This window comes from Enterobacter sp. E20 (assembly GCF_000801755.2).
In the GTDB taxonomy this organism is placed as follows: domain Bacteria; phylum Pseudomonadota; class Gammaproteobacteria; order Enterobacterales; family Enterobacteriaceae; genus Enterobacter; species Enterobacter asburiae_B.
This window is the reverse complement of record NZ_CP012999.1, coordinates 22,459-38,491: the sequence shown is the minus strand read 5'-3', so window position 1 is coordinate 38,491 and position 16,033 is coordinate 22,459. Positions and strand designations below refer to the sequence as shown.

Here is a 16,033-nt window from a genome sequence, read left to right as displayed (position 1 = left end):
CTGTCAGATCGGAGCGGGATGGTTATTGTCTGAATAAAATTAAACTATATTGAGATAACCATGAATACGATTAAAAAACTTCCATTAACCATGGCGGTTATCGCCGCGCTTTGCCCAATTTCCGTGCTCGCGCAGGAATTCACGCAGGAGCAAATCGACGCCATTGTGGCGAAAGCGGTGGATAAAGCCCTGGCCGAACGTCAGGCTAAAATGGATGCGGCGGTCGCGAAAAAAGCGGACGTGGTGACCGAGCCGCAAAGCGCGGCGCAATCTCCGGACATGGCGATCCCGTTCGGAATTAAATTTACCGGCTACGCCCGCTACGGCGCGCACTTCCAGGCCGCCGATCAGAAATACGTGGCGGTGGACGGCTCGTACAACGGCGCGTCCGCCATTGGTCGTCTGGGCAACGAAGGCAACGGCGGGGAATTCCAGCTATCCAAGGCCTTCAAGGGTGAAAACGGCGCCATCTGGGACGTTAACGTGATGATCGACCACTGGGGCGACGAAGTTAACCTGAAAAAAGCCTACGCGGGGGTGACCAACATTATGGCCTCCAACCCGAACGCCTATTTCTGGGCAGGCCGTGACTTCCACCAGCGTCCGCAGCAGGGCATCAACGATTACTTCTGGATGAACCACGACGGCCAGGGCGCCGGGGTGAAGAACTTCGACATCGGCGGCGTGCAGTTTGACGTCGCCGCCGTGGCGGCGGTGGAATCCTGTAGCCCGGAAGTGATGGAAGATGAAGCCAACCCGTCGCGCATCACCTGTACCGGCGGTTCCGGCACGGGCGACAAAGGCAACTACGCCGCGACCTCAAAAATCCACGGCATGAAGCTCGGCCCGATCGACATGGAGCTGTACGCCAACTACGGCTTTGACTCCAAGGCGGTGGAGAGCGACGAGCGTCTGAACGCGTGGCAGGGCGGCGTAGTGTTGAGCCACACCAACGACAGCGGCGTGAACAAGGTGATCGCCCGCTACTCCGATAACGCGGACAACAGCGTGTTCAACAAAACCGAGGATCTGACCACGGTCTACGCCAGCTTCGAAGGGCTGTACAAATTCACCCAGGCCACGCAGGTGGAGTACATCCTCGCCTTCCACGACTACGACAACAGCCGCGATAAGACCGACAACCGCAAGAACTACAACGCCATCGTGCGACCGATGCACTGGTGGAACGACGTTCACTCCACCTGGCTGGAAGCGGGCTGGCAGCACGTGGATTACGACAACGGCGGCGACAACAAGGGCTGGAAGCTGACCCTGTCCCAGAACATGTCTATCGCCATGGGGCCGGAGTTCCGCCCGATGCTGCGCTTCTACGTGACCGGCGGCAAAGTGGATAACGAACGCACCGCGCGCGTGAACAACACCAAAGACGAAACGCTCGACGACTTCAACGTCGGCGCGATGTGGGAGGCGTGGTTCTAAGCAAGGTAGAAGCAAAACGGCAACGCAAGTTGCCGTTTTTAGTGTTTGCTCCCTCTCCACGTGGGTGTACGGTCCGGGGTGAGGGCATCAGGCCGCACGCAACCATGCTATGCTGTTGACCGAATTAACGACAACATCGCAGGGGAGAAAATGGGTTCCACACGTAAAGGGATGCTAAACGTCCTGATCGCCGCCGTTTTATGGGGCAGTTCCGGCGTTTGCGCGCAGTACATCATGGAGAAAAGCCACATTTCTTCGCCTTACCTGACCATGGTTCGCCTGCTGTTTACCGGCGTGATCCTGCTGACGCTCTCCTTCGTTCACGGCGATAAGATTTTCTCGGTCATCAAACATCGCAAAGACGCCCTCAGCCTGCTGATTTTCTCGCTGGTCGGCGCGCTCACCGTGCAGCTCACCTTCCTGCTGACGATTGAGAAATCCAACGCAGCCACCGCTACCGTGCTGCAGTTCCTCTCGCCGACCATTATCGTGGCCTGGTTCGCCCTGGCGCGGAAAAAGCGTCCCGGCGTGTTTGTGCTGTCGGCCATCATGACGTCGCTTGTCGGTACGTTTCTGCTGGTCACCCACGGCGACCCAACCTCGCTCTCCATCTCGCCTGCCGCGCTGTTCTTCGGCATCGCCTCGGCGTTTGCCGCCGCGTTTTACACCACCTATCCGTCAACGCTGATCGCCCGCTACGGCACGCTGCCGATTGTCGGCTGGAGCATGTTGATCGCCGGGCTAATGCTGACGCCGTTCTACGCCGGACGCGGGACCACCTTTGTGATTGACGGCAGCCTGCTGCTGGCGTTTTTCTACCTGGTGGTGATTGGCACCGCGCTGACGTTCAGCCTGTATCTGAAAGGCGCGCAGATGATCGGCGGGCCGAAGGCGAGCATTCTGAGCTGCGCCGAGCCGCTGAGCAGCGCGCTGCTGTCGGTGATTTTGCTGGGCGTGGCGTTCACCCTGCCGGACTGGCTGGGGACGCTATTGATCGTGTCGTCGGTAGTGCTGATTTCGATGGATTCGAGAAGACGGGTTCAGACATCGGCGTAGCCTGATGCCCTCACCCCAACCCTCTCCCACGGGAGAGGGAGAAAAACACTACTTCGCCTTCACCTTCCCCGCCACCAGCAGCGCGGTCAGCAGCATCAGCGTGCCGGAGATCACCAGCGGTGACGTCAGCCCCAAATGGTCGAGCGCCACGCCGCCAATGGCCGCGCCGCAGGTGTTCGCCAGCTGGATCACCGCCACCTGAATCGACCCGGCTTTTTCCGCCTGATCGGCAAGCGAGCGGGTGATCCACGTCGACCAGCCCACCGGTACCAGCGCAAAGGCCAACCCCCAGATAATCGCGATGGCAGACGCCACCCACTTATCGCTGCCCCACAGCACCAGCACCGCCGCGCTCGCCGCCAGCACCAGCGGCGCCCCCGCCAGCGCCACCTTCAGGGAGCGTTTCAGGAACTGGGACGACAGCGAGGTGCCGACAAAGCTGGCAATACCAAAGCTCAGCAGCACCAGCGTCAGGCCGTCGACGTCAAAGCCCGCCATGGTCATAAACACCGGGCGGATATAGGTAAAGAAGGCAAACTGCCCGGCAAAGGACATAAAGATGGCGGTCATCCCCGCCAGCACGCCGGGGCGCTTCAGCAGCGCGAACATGTTCTGTTTGTGGTGCGCCGCTTCGCCCGGCAGGGACGGCAGCGCCTTCCACACCCAAATGATGCAGAGCAGGCCCATCACCGCCGCGGCGTTGAAGACGTTACGCCAGCCGATAATCCCGCCGAGGAAGCTGCCGAGCGGCGCGGCAATCACCAGCGCGATAGAGACCGCACCGAAGATAACGGAAAGCGCTTTTGGCACCGTCCGCGCGGGCACCAGGCGCATCGTGAGCGAGGCCGACATCGCCCAGAAACCGCCTAATCCCAGCCCCAGGCAGGCGCGCCCCAGCAGCAGCAGGGTGAAGCTTTCCGCGAAGGAGACCAGCAGGCAGGAGAGCGTCAGCAGCACGCTGAACAGAATAACCACCTTGCGGCGGTCGATGGTGCCAATCACCTGGGTGATAAACAGGCTGGCGAACATCGCCACGAAGGCGGTAACGGTGACGGACTGCCCCGCCACGCCCTCGGAAATGCCCAAATCCTGCGCCATCGGCGTCAGCAGGCTCACCGGCAGAAACTCAACGGTAATCAGGCAGGCGACGCAGAACGCCACGGCGAAAACGGCCGACCAGTTGGGGCGAGAAACCTCTTTGGTCTGCGGTCTGGTCGTGGGCTGGATATGTTCTGTCATGGCGTCACCTGAAGATAAAAACGTGCGGAAAAGTCGCGCAGTTTATCATCAAAAGTGTGACGGATTTAACGATTTGACAACTTTTGTCGTTTTTACAGGGGATCAGTGCAGGTAAAACACGCCCTCTTCCGGCAGGAAGAGCTGGTTATAGCGAAGCTGGAAAGCGTTTAGCTCCTGCGGATCGGGCTCCATCTCGCGCATGAAGCCAAGCGCCAGACGAATTTGCGCATCGGTAATCGGCGCGGCAAGGCGGGCTTTACGCAGCATGCGGTGCCAGGCGTGCAGGTTCTCCTCGCTGCCGTCGACGATGCAAACCTGCCAGATCAGCAGCACCTGCGCAGCGTTTTGCAGATGCGCCTCGTCGGGTCGCTCAAGGTAGCGGATAAACTCATTGCCGGACGTTTTACCGAACTGGTCGATCATCGACTCGACCGGCATCGGGGTAATCCCCAGACGCTCGCTCAAACGTTTGATGGCGCGGCGGGAATCTGAGGTCAGGACGCGAAATCCCACCACAAACACCACGGCAAGCGTTGCCAGCATTATCCAGACCATGCGTTCTCCTATGAATTGCCGCTCATCATAGCGGGAAACGCAGGGCGTCGACAGCGACAGGCATAAAAAAGCCCGGCATCACACACCGGGCAAAGAAGTTACCTGCACACTCAGGCTGTTTTTAATTTCTGCGCACGATTCTCACGGCGAATTTTACGTTCTTCCAGCACCGCTACCATCGCCATCAGGACGATACAGCCGATGGCCGCCGCATCCAGCGCCGCGAAGGTGCCCGCCCAGCCGGTGAGGCCGAAAATTGGCGTGCCGTCGGCGATCATCCCCAGACCCAGCTTGGCGAAGCTGTCGCCGATCAGGTAGGCGAAGGTGCCTTTAATCCCATCGGCGGCGCCGATCGCTTTTTTCGGTACGAAGCCGACTGCCGCCACGCCGATCAGCAGCTGTGGACCAAACACCAGGAAGCCGAGCGCGAACAGAGACGCCAGGTAAACGTACTGGTTACTGGCGTGCTGGTAGACGCCGAGCGTGGCGATAATCAACGCCAGCGCAACGCAGGCCACCAGCGCGCGACGGCCGTTGGCGAGATCCGAGAGCCAGCCCCACAGCAGGGTGCCGACCAGGGCGCCCACTTCGAACAGGGTAAAGCCCTGAATCGCCACTTCTTTAGAGAGCTTCAGCTCCTGGAAGGCATACACGGTCGACCACTGGTCGATGCCAATACGCACCACGTACAGGAAGATGTTTGAGAAGCACAGCAGCCAGATCACTTTGTTTTTCAGCACGTACTCAACAAAGATCTGCCATTTGGACATCTCGTTTTCTTCGGTCTCTTTGTCCTCTTCGCTGATCTCCTCGCCGAACAGCTCTTCGGCTTTGCCGAGGCCGTAAGATTCCGGGGAGTCGCTGCCGTAGCGCAGGCCGATAAAGCCGACAATCAGGGCGATAATCGACGGGAAGATAAACATGCCGATCACGTGGCCGTCGAACAGGTAGTTTGCGCCAAACAGCGCTACGCCAGCCGCCCCCGCCCCGCCGAGGTTGTGGGAGATGTTCCACATGCCGAGGTACGAACCACGCTTGCGGCGCGGGGTCCATTTGGTGATGGTGGAATAGCTGCACGACCCGCCGGTACTCTGGAAGAAGCCGCTCAGGGCGTAGAAGGCGATCATCATGAACAGGCTGACGGAGCCCGCGCCCATGCTGGCGCTGAAGCCGAGCATACAGATGGCGGAGAGGATCAGCATAAACGGCAGGAACTGCTTGGTGTTTTTGCCGTCCGCATAGTAGGAAACGACGGTTTTACCCACGCCGTAGGTGATGGAGAAGCCCAGGCCAATCATCCCCAGCTGCGTCATGCTCAGCCCGTAGGTTGAGATCATGTCGTTCTGCGCGATGTTAAAGTTTTTGCGGATCAGGTACATGGTCAGGTAGCCGATGAAGACCACCAGATAGGACTGCATGAACGGTTTGAACCACATCTTGCGCCGCACGTCGAGCGGCAGATCCAGGGTCGGCTTGCGCACCTGGTTGAGGAAGGCCAGCATGGTTTGCTCCTGAGCTGATTTTTACCTGCGAATGGCAGGCATTGTAAAAATCAGCCGGGAGAGATGCCTGAGACAGCGTCCAGGTAAAACCGGGAAAATTTCCTGGTTTTGCGCCATTCGGGGTGAAAAGGTGAGACGCATCACGCTTCGCTCACCTCGCGCGGCGCCTGCGCGTGCAGGAAGGGCAGCAGCAGCAGCGCGGAAATCCCCGCCGCGATGGCGATCACCGCAAAGAATCCGCTCCAGTGCCAGACGTCGATCACCCGCGCCAGCGGCCAGCCGGAGAGCGATGCGCCGAGGTAGGCAAACAGCCCGACAAAGCCCGTCGCCGCGCCTGCCGCCTCTTTGTGCGAACACTCTGCCGCCGCCATGCCGATCAGCATCTGCGGGCCAAACACGAAGAAGCCGGTGGTGAAGAAGCACGCCGCCTGCATCACGTAGCTGGCGAACGGCATCAGCCACAGCGAGCCGACGGAGAGCAAAATCCCGGCGGCGAAAATCAGGTTCATCGGTCCACGATTGCCGTTGAACAGCTTGTCCGATCCCCAGCCCGCCACCAGCGCGCCGATAAACCCGCCCAGCTCGAACATCGTCACCGCCGAGTTGGCGGTCACCAGATCCACGCCGAGCGTCTCGGACATGTACAGGTTGCCCCAGTCGTTGATCGCCGCGCGCACCACGTAGACCAGCACGTAGCAGAGCGACAGCAGCCAGATGTAAGGGTTTTTCAGCACGTACTTGGTGAGGATCTCCCTGCGGGTCAGCCCCGCGCCCTCCTGCTGCTGGGCAATCTCCATTTCGTCGTGCCGCCAGTCGCCCACCGCAGGCAGGCCGACGGTTTGCGGCCGGTCGCGCAGGCGCCAGCAGAGAAACAGCCCGGCAATTATCGCCAGGCCACCGGCAATCATCATCCCCGCGCGCCAGCCGTAGTGCAGCGCCGCCGCCCCCACCACCATCGGAATCAGCGCCCCGCCGACGTTATGCGCGGTGTTCCAGATTGCCCACCAGCCGCCGCGCTCGTTGCGCGAATACCAGGCGGTGAGCAGGCGGGCGCAGACCGGCGCGCCCCAGCCCTGGAAAAAGGCGTTCAGCGCCCACAGCAGGGCAAAGGCCCAAAGCGACGTCGAAAAGCCAAACAGGATATTCACCACCCCGGTGGCGATCAGCCCAACGCCCATGAAATAGCGCGCATTGGAGCGGTCGCTGACGATGCCGGAGAAGAACTTCGACAGGCCGTAGGTGATGTAAAACAGCGTCGCCAGCAGGCCGATATCGGTGCGCGTCATCACGCCGCTGGCGAGGATTTCAGGCGCGGCGGCGTTGAAGCTTTTGCGGGTGAAGTAGAACAGCGCGTAGCCGAGCCAGATGGTCATCAGGATATGGCGACGCCAGTAGCGGTAGCGGGCGTCGATTTCCGCTTTATCGCCAATCGGCGCGGCGCTGGCAGGGGTTTTAAACATGGTAACTCCGTAGCGGCAGGCTGACGCTGACGCGCGTCCCGTGGGTGCAGGAGAGGTTCAGCGTGCCGCCCAGCGCCTTCACGCGCTCGCGCATGCCCGCCAGGCCAAAGCCCTGCTGGCCGGAACCCGGCGGCAGGCCGCAGCCGTCGTCTTCAATTATCAGCTTCAGGCTGTCGTCCTGCTGCCAGCCCTGGATCGTGACCGCGCTGGCGCTGGCGTGCTTGACGATGTTGTTCAGCCCCTCCTGACAGACGCGGAACAGCGTCACGCGCTGGCCTTCGCTGAGCGTAGATTCGTTAATGCGCCAGTCGAGATGGCTGACTATTCCGCGGCTTTCCAGCTCCATCTCGCGCATCAGGGAACGCACCGCCTGCTCCAGCGTAAGGTCGTCAAGCTGGCGCGGGCGCAGCCGTCCTAACAGGCGACGAACGGAATCATAGACGCCCAGCGAAAGCTGTTCGATATGCGCCCCGCCCTGCTTCACGCCTGCGTTTTCTGCCGCCAGGCGCTGGACAATGCCCGCCTGGGTGCGGATGGCGGTGATGGTCTGGCCGATATCGTCGTGCAGCTCGCGGGCGACCTCCTGCCGCACGCTCTCTTCGGTTTCCAGCAGACGCTCCGCCAGACGGCGGTTGCGCGCCAGCTCGGTTTGCAGGGACTGGTTCAGCTCGCGCAGGCGCTGAATGCCCGCGCCGAGCAGCAGCCCGGTCAGGCTCTGTGCCAGCAGGGAAAGCAGTAAATCCACAGGGTGATCGTGCCAGGTCTGGCTGGCGATCAGCGCGATGGCGTTCATCAGCGTGGCGATCAGCGCCCCCTGCCAGCCGTAGTGCCAGGCCAGGGCGATAATCGGCAGCGCCAGACAAAACGGCGTGAAGCGAGAAAGCTCGGCGGGCAGGCCAAGCTGGAGCCACAGGCTCACCACAAACAGCAGCAGATACCAGATGAGGTGCCGGGCGCGCCAGTTCACCGGCTGGGAAACCAGCGCCGGGCCGAGAGGCTGCCAGACGGTGCTGGTGAGGTAGTGCCAGATCACCAGACAGGTTGGCGCGAGCGTCAGGCCGCCGGTGAGGGTCAGCAGCAGGGCGTTGAGCATCTCCTTCTCGCCGATCCACGGAAGCGACTGCAGCAGCGCGGCGGCCATCAGCGCCGCCCCCTGCCGCAGCAGCGTGCGCCAGTCGCGCTGGTGGCGGTAGCGGGAAATGAGGGCAACCGGGAGAAGCGTGAGCAGGCTTCCGGTCATCAATAAGGGCAGGTGCGCGAGGGCAACCTCCTGCGCCAGCCAGACCAGCATCAGCCATTCAGCACCGAGCAAAACGGGCCAGTAGGCGCGCGGACACTGGAGCATTAACCCCAGACGCAGGCCGAAGGGAAACAGCAGCACCGCCAGCTCCGGGCGTTCCACCAGGTGCAGGCTGATGCTCCACAGGCAAAACCAGGCGGCGGAGAAGATAAAAAAGCTGGCGACAACGGCGATCAGCCGTGAAAAAGCGGAACTCATTGCCAGCTGTCAAACATGCGGCGCGCCAGCTCGACGTCGTTGCTGACGTTGAGTTTTTCCATCAGGTTGGCGCGGTGGACGTGCACGGTTTTCGGGGACAGCTCCAGCTCGGCGGCAATCTCTTTCACCGACATCCCCTGCGCGAGCTTCTCAGCCACCTGGCGCTCGCGTCGGGTGAGCGGATCCTGACGTCCGGCCGCCAGCTTGATGGCGATATCCGGCGTTAAATAGCAGCCGCCGGTGGAGACGGTTCGCACGGCGGCGATCAGTTCGTCGGGGCTACAGCGCTTGGAGAGAAAGCCGCGCGCGCCCGCGTTGAGGGCCTGCTCGACCAGCGCCGGGCTGTCGTGGACCGACAGCATGATCGTCGCCATCCCTTTCGGCAGCTGGCTTAGCAGCTCCAGCCCGGAGAGATCCGGCATCGAGATGTCGCAGATACAGACCTGCACCCCGCGCCCCGGCAGGCCCGCCAGCGCCTCGCGACCGGAGCCAAACTCGGCCACGACCTGAAAATCCGGTTCGAGGTTTAAAAGCTGGGCAAAGCCGGAGCGGACGATAAGGTGGTCGTCGATGAGAGCGATGGTGGTCATGTGTGTTCCTGCGGTCTGAAAACGCCGGATGGCGCTGCGCTTATCCGGCCTGCAAGCGCGACGCCTGCAGGCCGACCAGGGCGCTTACCTTAAGCGATTTATTCGAAAAACACCGCAATTTTGTTAAACATGGTGGGATCGGACTGGTTGCGCGCCACTCTGGTGACGTCTTCCAGCTTGTCGATCTGCGCCATCATCTGCTCCAGACGCTGGTCGTCGTTGACCAGCAGCCAGATGCGGCTGTGCTCGCTGCCCTGAATCGGCAGACAGAGAATGCCTTCCACGTTAAACGCCCGGCGGGCAAAGAGCCCGCAGACGTGGGTCATGACGCCAGGGTGGTTGCGGACGGTGAGTTCCAGAATGACGTTATCATGTTGTTTCTGCATGGCTTATTCTCCCACCATCTCAGTATTTGCCGCTCCCGGCGGCACCATCGGATACACTTTTTGTTCAGGGTCGATACGCACGTGGATCAGCGCCGGGCCGGGGCGAGAAATCGCGTCCTGCAGCGCCGCGTGGGCATCCTCTTCGGCGTTCAGATCGCAGGTGTGCAGGCCAAAGCCGGCGGCAATCTGCATGAAGTTAATCATCCCCGGATAGGTCGCGGCAAACACGCCCTGCTTGTAGAACAGGCTCTGCTGCTGGTGCACCAGCCCCAGCGCCTCGTTGTTCATCAGGATGATTTTCACGTCTAACTGGTTTTCGGCCGCGGTGGCCATTTCCTGAATATTCATCATCAGGCTACCGTCGCCGGAGAAGCAGATGACCTTGCGGTCCGGGTTGGCGAGCGCCGCACCCACAGCTGCGGGCAGACCAAAGCCCATGGTTCCCAGACCGCCGGAGGTCAGCCACTGGCGCGGACGGTTCAGCGGGTAGGCCTGGGCGGTCCACATCTGATGCTGGCCGACGTCGGTGGTGATAATTGCGCTGTCGTCCACGCAGGCGGCCACGGCGTTGATAAGACCGTAGTGGCTCAGCGGGTCGCCTTCGGTTGGGATGGCGCCCGGGAACTCGCGCTGCAGATCGGCCACCAGCTGGCGCCAGTCGGCGCGGTCGGCTGCGTCCGTCTGCGGGATCAGCTGCGCCAGAACCTCGGCCACGTCGCCCTGAATCGCCACGTGCGGCTGCTTGATTTTACCCAGCTCGGCGCGGTCGATATCCACGTGAATGATTTTGGCGTTCGGGCAGAACTGCTCGGTTTTGCCGATCGCCCGGTCATCAAAACGCGCGCCCATAACAATCAGCAAATCAGCCTCTTGCAGGATGTAGTTGGTGCTGCGTGCGCCGTGCATGCCCAGCATGCCGAGAGAGAGTGGGTGCGCTTTAGGCAGCATGCCCAGCGCCATCAGGGTCATGGTGGTCGGCAGGTTGGCTTTCTCTGCAAACTGGCGGATTTCATCCGCAGCGTTAATCGCTCCGCCGCCCAGATAGAGCACCGGGCGTTTGGCGGCGTTAATCATGGCGGCGGCATCGCGCACGCTCTCAGCGCTGAATTCCGGCGCGGGGGCACGCTCGCCCGGCTCAGGCAGGACGTCGATCTCGATCTCAGCGGTCTGGACATCCTTAGGAATGTCTATCCACACCGGGCCCGGGCGGCCAGACTGCGCAATGCGGAACGCATCGCTGATAACCTGAGGAAGCTCGCTGATATCGCGAACTAAATAGTTATGTTTGGTGATGGGGATAGAGATGCCGTAGGTGTCCACTTCCTGGAACGCATCGGTGCCGATCATTGAGGACGGTACCTGGCCGGTAATGCAGATCAGCGGAATGGAGTCGAGGCGCGCGTCGGCGATGGCGGTCACCAGGTTGGTTGCGCCAGGGCCGCTGCAGGCCATACAGACCGCCGGTTTGCCCTGCGTACGCGCCATGCCCTGAGCAATAAAGCCTGCCCCCTGCTCGTGGCGCGCCAGCACGTGGCGGATCTGCGTGCTTTGGCTTAACGCATCGTACAGCGGCAGTACCGTGCCGCCAGGGATACCCGCAACCGTGGTGATGCCCTGCCGTTCCAGCAGATGAACGATCAGCTGCGCGCCAGTAAAACGCGTCGTGGTGGATGTTGTGCCCGAACTTGCCATGCTCCAGTCCTTTTCTTCTGGGCCGACGTTCCGGGGAGGGTCCTAAACGAAAAACCCCGCCCGGTTTGCGCCGGCGGGGTTTTGGATTCGTGTGTTGATCCAGTCCCTACGGCGCATTGCCGACGACCACCACCACACGCACGACGACCACTGCGGCTGGTTGCGCAGTTTTTAGTAGGGTCGAAGTGAAGATGGATGAAGTCATTGGGGACCTGTGTTTGGAATCATTGATGGAATTTATACAAACACAGGTTTTCGGGCGTGACAATGGAAATATTTTCATCTGCGCAAAAATGCGCCAGGGATCACGTTTCGTTTGTTGAGGGATGAAAACAAAAAACCCCGCCGGAGCGAGGTTTTTATCAGGGTTTGCGGTTGGTCGCCGCAGAACACACTGTGTTACGTCAACGCAAAAAGTATACGCGATCGAAGACGAACGCGCAATTCCGGCACGGATTTTGACGCTTTTGAGTATGGATCGCCTTCCTGATTTTGTCCAAAAAATACTGTTCATGCATACAGTATTTATCTATACTGAGGGTGTTCGCAGTGAGCGAGGGGGCCGCAGTTTTACCGGCGCAACGAAGCCCTGGCTGAAACGGGTGGTGCCGTCAGTGCCTTAACCCCTGAAGTGAGCACACTGTGTTACGTCAATCCAGGTGCTGGCAACAGGCGGCGGAAAGGTACGCCAGCATCGTGCTCCTTTTAACCAAAAGGAGACGCGTATGAGCGTAGTGGATATGGTGATACTTATCCTCAAACTCATTGTTGCAGTACTGCAACTGCTTGATGCTGTCCTGAAATTCCTTCGGTAATTCAGGTTCAAGTCGCACCTGAGAGGGGCGGGAAACCGCCCCTCTTTAATAACGAGGGAATGCTATGTCGCGTCTGTTAATTGAGCCTGTCACACCGGATGAACCGGGGTATATCGCCCTGAAGGCTGAAAGTATCGCACTGAATTTCAACATGCTGCGCAGGCTGGAAGAGAACTGGCAGCGCGGCGAGAACCGCTTTAACGCGCCGGGAGAAAAGCTGCTGGGCGCGTTTCTTAACGGCAAGCTGGTCGGCGTATGCGGCCTCAACCGCGATCCGTTCAGCCAGCAGCCGCGCGCCGGACGTATTCGCCATCTCTACGTCAGCGAGAAGTGCCGCGGGCTGGGCATTGGCAAACAGCTTTTAACCGTGGTGATGGCCGATGCCAGCATCTGGTTTGATTTTCTGAATACCCACGCGCCGGACAGTGCCTACGGGTTTTATAATCGGGCGGGTTTTACGCTGGTCTCGGACGAACCGCGGGTGACGCACCGCCTTTTTTGTGCCGTGTAACCGGCTGGCAGCATCAGGGTGTGAATGTTACAGTTGAGTGACAATTCATCACCCGATACGCCATGACCACCACCGTTTTCTGCATTTTGCTCTTCGCCGCGCTGCTGCATGCCAGCTGGAACGCCATCGTTAAGGCCGGAACGGACAAGCTCTATTCCGCGATAAGCGTCAGCGGATCCGCCACGGTTATCGCTCTGGTCTTACTGCCGTTTTCCCCACAGCCATCTGCTGCAAGCTGGCCGTTTTTGATCGTCTCCTGCGCCTTACAGGTGGTGTACACCGTGCTGGTAGCGAAGACCTATCAGGTCTCCGATATGAGCCAGACCTATCCCCTGATGCGCGGCACCGCCCCGCTGCTGGTGGCGCTGATCGGCGTGCTGGCGCTCGGCGATCGTCTCTCCTGGCTCGCCTGGTCCGGCATCGGAGTAATTTGCCTTTCGATTCTGGCGATGGCGATGCATGGCCGCATGCAGTCACGCAAAGGGATCTGGCTGGCGCTGCTGAACGCCTGCTTCATTGCCGGGTATACGCTAGTGGACGGCACCGGCGTGCGGCTGTCGGACACCGCGCTGGGCTACACGCTGTGGACCTTCTTTATGAATGGCTTCTGCCTGCTGAGCTGGGCGATGGTGGCGCGTCGGCGCGAGGCGTCCGGCTACCTGCGCCTGCACTGGAAAAAGGGGTTACTCGGCGGGGTGGGCACCATGGGCTCTTACGGTCTGGCGCTTTGGGCCATGACGCAGGCACCGCTGGCGGTGGTCGCGGCGCTGCGTGAAACCTCGATTCTTTTCGGGGCGCTGATCGCGTTTGTCCTTTTAAAAGAGAAGGTTGCGGGCCTGCGCATCGCGGCGGCGCTGGGTATTGCTGGCGGCGCCATTCTGCTGCGCCTGGCGTAAATCACTGGCAACATTAGTTGCCGTCCTTGTTTACAAATCCTGCCTTTCCCGGTTTTTTCATTCACCACGACAATGCTTAAATTGTCATCTCTCTGTGGTAGATTCCTCGCGCATTTATGGGAATGCGCAGTCACTTATTCTTCATTTTTCTCTTTTGGCAAAAGTATTCAGCGACATGAAAAAACAAAGGAACGTTAACTTATTGTTGATGCTGGTGTTACTGGTGGCCGTCGGTCAGATGGCGCAAACCATCTACATTCCGGCGATTGCCGACATGGCAAAGGAATTGAACGTCCGCGAGGGCGCGGTGCAGAGCGTGATGGCAGCCTACCTGCTGACCTATGGCGTTTCGCAGCTCTTTTACGGCCCGCTGTCTGACCGAATCGGGCGTCGCCCGGTGATCCTGGTGGGCATGAGCATTTTCATGGTGGCGACGGTGATTGCCATTACCACGCACAGCCTGACCGTACTGATTGCCGCCAGCGCCCTGCAGGGCGTCGGAACCGGCGTCGGTGGGGTGATGGCGCGAACCTTACCGCGCGATATGTATCAGGGCACCCAGCTCCGTCATGCCAACAGCTTGTTGAATATGGGTATTCTGGTCAGCCCGCTTCTCGCCCCGCTGATTGGCGGCCTGCTGGACACGATGTGGTCCTGGCGCGCCTGCTACGCCTTCCTGCTGGTGCTGTGCGTCATTGTCACCTTCAGCATGGCGCGCTGGATGCCGGAAACGCGCCCGCAGGACGCCCCGCGCACGAAGCTTATCACCAGCTATAAAACGCTGTTCGGCAACGGGTCGTTTACCTGCTACCTGCTGATGCTGATCGGCGGCCTGGCGGGCATTGCGGTGTTTGAAGCCTGTTCCGGCGTGCTGCTGGGCGCGGGTCTGGGCCTGAGCAGCATGGTAGTGAGTATTCTGTTTATTCTGCCGATCCCGGCGGCGTTCTTCGGCGCGTGGTTTGCCGGACGCCCAAATAAACGCTTCTCCACCCTGATGTGGCAGTCGGTGATCAGCTGTCTGCTGGCGGGTCTGATGATGTGGATACCGGGGCTGTTTGGCGTGATGACGGTCTGGACGCTGCTCATCCCGGCAGCGCTGTTCTTCTTCGGCGCGGGGATGCTGTTCCCGCTGGCGACCAGCGGCGCGATGGAGCCGTTCCCGTTTCTCGCAGGCACGGCTGGCGCGCTGGTAGGCGGTTTGCAGAATATCGGCTCCGGCGCGCTGGCCTGGCTCTCGGCGATGATGCCGCAGACCGGGCAGGCTAGTTTGGGCCTGCTGATGACGCTGATGGGGCTGCTGATTTTACTGTGCTGGCTGCCGCTGGCGTCGCGTGTTCCGCATCACGAGCAGCCGGTTTAACCGCATGATGGCCCGGCTTCTCGCCGGGCTTTTCACAGACGGGCGCAATCATCGCCTGCAGTAACGGCTCCGGCGCGGGCCGCCAGGCCCCCTCTTCCCCGTCGTAAAACTGGAAATCCGCGTTCAGCGCATACGGGATTTTCGCCTTTTGCAGCTCGCAGGCCATAAAGGTGGAGAACGCCATTTGCGAAGCGGTTGGCGTGAGATGGTTTGACTCTCCCACGCCCCAGCCCCCGACCCAGCTCACGTGCCCGGTTTTTTGCTGCCAGCGTAGCGCGGTATTGATGCGATTATGTATAGCCGCTTTCTCAGCCGCCGTGCCGGACGTCCACGGGTATTTACCGCTATTTTTCAGCGGCCCCCACGGGAAAATATGCCACTCCGCCAGCAGGTAGTTTTGGCTGTGCGCAGGCAGCTTCAGGCTGGATAAATCCTCCGGCGCGGCGCGCAGGCGTGGCGCAATAAAGATCATGCGCTGCGGGTCCATGTCGTGGATCGCTTTAATGGTTTTTTCATACACGCGGTTTAGCGACGCGAGGTTGTGGTTAAGCTTGTCGGCCGGCTCATAAATGAGATCAAAACCCAGCAGCGGATAGCTCTGACCGAAATAGTGCGCCACGGCAATCCACCAGTTGATCGTCTCTTTCTCGTTATCGGCTTTCGGGTCGTTTTTATACTCATCAGCCTGATAGGCGATAATCGGGATCACGCCATACTGTTCGCAGGCTTCCACCAACTTCCGCAGGTGGATTAGGCGCGCTTCCGTCGGCTCATCAGCGACGCGAATGCGCACGTGGGTAATGCCTTTTGCACGAAAATCGCGTACCACCAGCGGGTCGAATTCGCGTATGCCGCGCTCGGTGCGCGCCCAGTCCACATCCATCCCGACGCCCAGCTGCTGCGCATAACGGGCAGCCGTCAGCGGCGGCTCAGCGGCAATCGCCCAGCCGGAAGAGATCAGTAATGCACAGGCAATAAAAGGCTTTAACACGGTTTACCCTGGATAAATCGAAAGCATTACCTGTATTTAGCA

The 16,033-nt window shown here is 60.4% G+C and carries 16 protein-coding genes; 6 read left to right on the top strand and 10 right to left on the bottom strand.

All coding sequences use genetic code 11. From position 1 onward, the window contains the following. The first annotated feature begins 60 nt into the window (after nucleotides 1-60). Nucleotides 61-1,440: a carbohydrate porin gene (locus NI40_RS00180; RefSeq protein ID WP_033144328.1), complete on the top strand. Its 1,380-nt coding sequence runs from the start codon at nucleotides 61-63 to the stop codon at nucleotides 1,438-1,440. A 150-nt stretch (nucleotides 1,441-1,590) separates the two neighbouring features. Continuing rightward, nucleotides 1,591-2,496, top strand: a complete 906-nt coding sequence (locus NI40_RS00175) for a DMT family transporter (protein ID WP_029741863.1) — start codon at nucleotides 1,591-1,593, stop codon at nucleotides 2,494-2,496. A 48-nt stretch (nucleotides 2,497-2,544) separates the two neighbouring features. Here NI40_RS00175 and nepI read toward each other — a convergent pair whose 3' ends face one another. The 9 genes from nepI to ivbL all read right to left on the bottom strand — a co-directional run bounded on the left by nepI (nucleotide 2,545) and on the right by ivbL (nucleotide 11,623). Further along, nucleotides 2,545-3,735, bottom strand: coding sequence for a purine ribonucleoside efflux pump NepI (gene nepI, locus NI40_RS00170; protein WP_039260374.1), 1,191 nt, complete (start codon nucleotides 3,733-3,735; stop codon nucleotides 2,545-2,547). 102 nt (nucleotides 3,736-3,837) lie between these two features. Continuing rightward, complete coding sequence (locus NI40_RS00165; protein ID WP_029741417.1) at nucleotides 3,838-4,290, bottom strand: DUF1198 domain-containing protein; 453 nt, start codon at nucleotides 4,288-4,290, stop codon at nucleotides 3,838-3,840. A 110-nt stretch (nucleotides 4,291-4,400) separates the two neighbouring features. Then, nucleotides 4,401-5,792, bottom strand: a complete 1,392-nt coding sequence (gene uhpT / locus NI40_RS00160) for a hexose-6-phosphate:phosphate antiporter (protein WP_023333957.1) — start codon at nucleotides 5,790-5,792, stop codon at nucleotides 4,401-4,403. A gap of 140 nt (nucleotides 5,793-5,932) precedes the next feature. Next, nucleotides 5,933-7,252, bottom strand: a complete 1,320-nt coding sequence (locus tag NI40_RS00155; RefSeq protein ID WP_033144332.1) for an MFS transporter — start codon at nucleotides 7,250-7,252, stop codon at nucleotides 5,933-5,935. Continuing rightward, complete coding sequence (uhpB, locus tag NI40_RS00150; protein ID WP_039260373.1) at nucleotides 7,245-8,750, bottom strand: signal transduction histidine-protein kinase/phosphatase UhpB; 1,506 nt, start codon at nucleotides 8,748-8,750, stop codon at nucleotides 7,245-7,247. Before uhpB ends, NI40_RS00155 begins: the two co-directional genes overlap by 8 nt. Further along, a complete protein-coding gene (gene uhpA / locus NI40_RS00145) occupies nucleotides 8,747-9,340 on the bottom strand; it encodes a transcriptional regulator UhpA (RefSeq protein ID WP_032626676.1) in 594 nt (197 codons plus the stop codon). The genes uhpB and uhpA overlap by 4 nt, the downstream gene beginning before the upstream one ends. 98 nt (nucleotides 9,341-9,438) lie before the next feature. After that, the gene (gene ilvN, locus NI40_RS00140; RefSeq protein WP_033144334.1) at nucleotides 9,439-9,726 is read right to left on the bottom strand and encodes an acetolactate synthase small subunit; all 288 of its coding nucleotides are present in this window, start codon (nucleotides 9,724-9,726) and stop codon (nucleotides 9,439-9,441) included. Between the two features lie 3 nt (nucleotides 9,727-9,729). Then, nucleotides 9,730-11,418, bottom strand: coding sequence for an acetolactate synthase large subunit (gene ilvB / locus NI40_RS00135; RefSeq protein ID WP_039260372.1), 1,689 nt, complete (start codon nucleotides 11,416-11,418; stop codon nucleotides 9,730-9,732). A gap of 106 nt (nucleotides 11,419-11,524) precedes the next feature. Further along, nucleotides 11,525-11,623, bottom strand: a complete 99-nt coding sequence (gene ivbL / locus NI40_RS23720; protein WP_057979964.1) for an ilvB operon leader peptide IvbL — start codon at nucleotides 11,621-11,623, stop codon at nucleotides 11,525-11,527. Nucleotides 11,624-12,143: 520 nt separating this feature from the next. On the opposite strand from ivbL, the gene tisB reads away from it, so the two are divergent. The 4 genes from tisB to emrD all read left to right on the top strand — a co-directional run bounded on the left by tisB (nucleotide 12,144) and on the right by emrD (nucleotide 15,000). Then, a complete protein-coding gene (tisB, locus tag NI40_RS00130) occupies nucleotides 12,144-12,233 on the top strand; it encodes a type I toxin-antitoxin system toxin TisB (RefSeq protein WP_023309830.1) in 90 nt (29 codons plus the stop codon). 64 nt (nucleotides 12,234-12,297) lie between these two features. Then, nucleotides 12,298-12,744, top strand: coding sequence for a GNAT family N-acetyltransferase (locus NI40_RS00125; RefSeq protein WP_033144339.1), 447 nt, complete (start codon nucleotides 12,298-12,300; stop codon nucleotides 12,742-12,744). Nucleotides 12,745-12,806: 62 nt separating this feature from the next. Beyond that, complete coding sequence (locus NI40_RS00120; protein WP_039260371.1) at nucleotides 12,807-13,640, top strand: EamA family transporter; 834 nt, start codon at nucleotides 12,807-12,809, stop codon at nucleotides 13,638-13,640. Nucleotides 13,641-13,815: 175 nt separating this feature from the next. Beyond that, nucleotides 13,816-15,000: a multidrug efflux MFS transporter EmrD gene (gene emrD / locus NI40_RS00115; protein WP_033146466.1), complete on the top strand. Its 1,185-nt coding sequence runs from the start codon at nucleotides 13,816-13,818 to the stop codon at nucleotides 14,998-15,000. On the opposite strand, the gene NI40_RS22285 is transcribed toward emrD, so the two are convergent. After that, on the bottom strand, nucleotides 14,903-15,991 hold the full coding sequence (locus tag NI40_RS22285) for a cellulase family glycosylhydrolase (RefSeq protein ID WP_033144341.1): 1,089 nt from the start codon (nucleotides 15,989-15,991) through the stop codon (nucleotides 14,903-14,905). The genes emrD and NI40_RS22285 overlap by 98 nt on opposite strands. Nucleotides 15,992-16,033: the final 42 nt, after the last annotated feature.

Coding starts and splice junctions, on each gene's coding strand:
- uhpB (WP_039260373.1), bottom strand. CDS start 8,750: ATGAGTTCCGCTTTTTCACGGCTGATCGCCGTTGTCGCCAGCTTTTTT.
- ilvB (WP_039260372.1), bottom strand. CDS start 11,418: ATGGCAAGTTCGGGCACAACATCCACCACGACGCGTTTTACTGGCGCG.
- uhpT (WP_023333957.1), bottom strand. CDS start 5,792: ATGCTGGCCTTCCTCAACCAGGTGCGCAAGCCGACCCTGGATCTGCCG.
- NI40_RS00165 (WP_029741417.1), bottom strand. CDS start 4,290: ATGGTCTGGATAATGCTGGCAACGCTTGCCGTGGTGTTTGTGGTGGGA.
- NI40_RS00180 (WP_033144328.1), top strand. CDS start 61: ATGAATACGATTAAAAAACTTCCATTAACCATGGCGGTTATCGCCGCG.
- NI40_RS00120 (WP_039260371.1), top strand. CDS start 12,807: ATGACCACCACCGTTTTCTGCATTTTGCTCTTCGCCGCGCTGCTGCAT.
- ivbL (WP_057979964.1), bottom strand. CDS start 11,623: ATGACTTCATCCATCTTCACTTCGACCCTACTAAAAACTGCGCAACCA.
- emrD (WP_033146466.1), top strand. CDS start 13,816: ATGAAAAAACAAAGGAACGTTAACTTATTGTTGATGCTGGTGTTACTG.
- nepI (WP_039260374.1), bottom strand. CDS start 3,735: ATGACAGAACATATCCAGCCCACGACCAGACCGCAGACCAAAGAGGTT.
- uhpA (WP_032626676.1), bottom strand. CDS start 9,340: ATGACCACCATCGCTCTCATCGACGACCACCTTATCGTCCGCTCCGGC.
- ilvN (WP_033144334.1), bottom strand. CDS start 9,726: ATGCAGAAACAACATGATAACGTCATTCTGGAACTCACCGTCCGCAAC.
- NI40_RS00175 (WP_029741863.1), top strand. CDS start 1,591: ATGGGTTCCACACGTAAAGGGATGCTAAACGTCCTGATCGCCGCCGTT.
- NI40_RS00125 (WP_033144339.1), top strand. CDS start 12,298: ATGTCGCGTCTGTTAATTGAGCCTGTCACACCGGATGAACCGGGGTAT.
- NI40_RS00155 (WP_033144332.1), bottom strand. CDS start 7,252: ATGTTTAAAACCCCTGCCAGCGCCGCGCCGATTGGCGATAAAGCGGAA.
- tisB (WP_023309830.1), top strand. CDS start 12,144: ATGAGCGTAGTGGATATGGTGATACTTATCCTCAAACTCATTGTTGCA.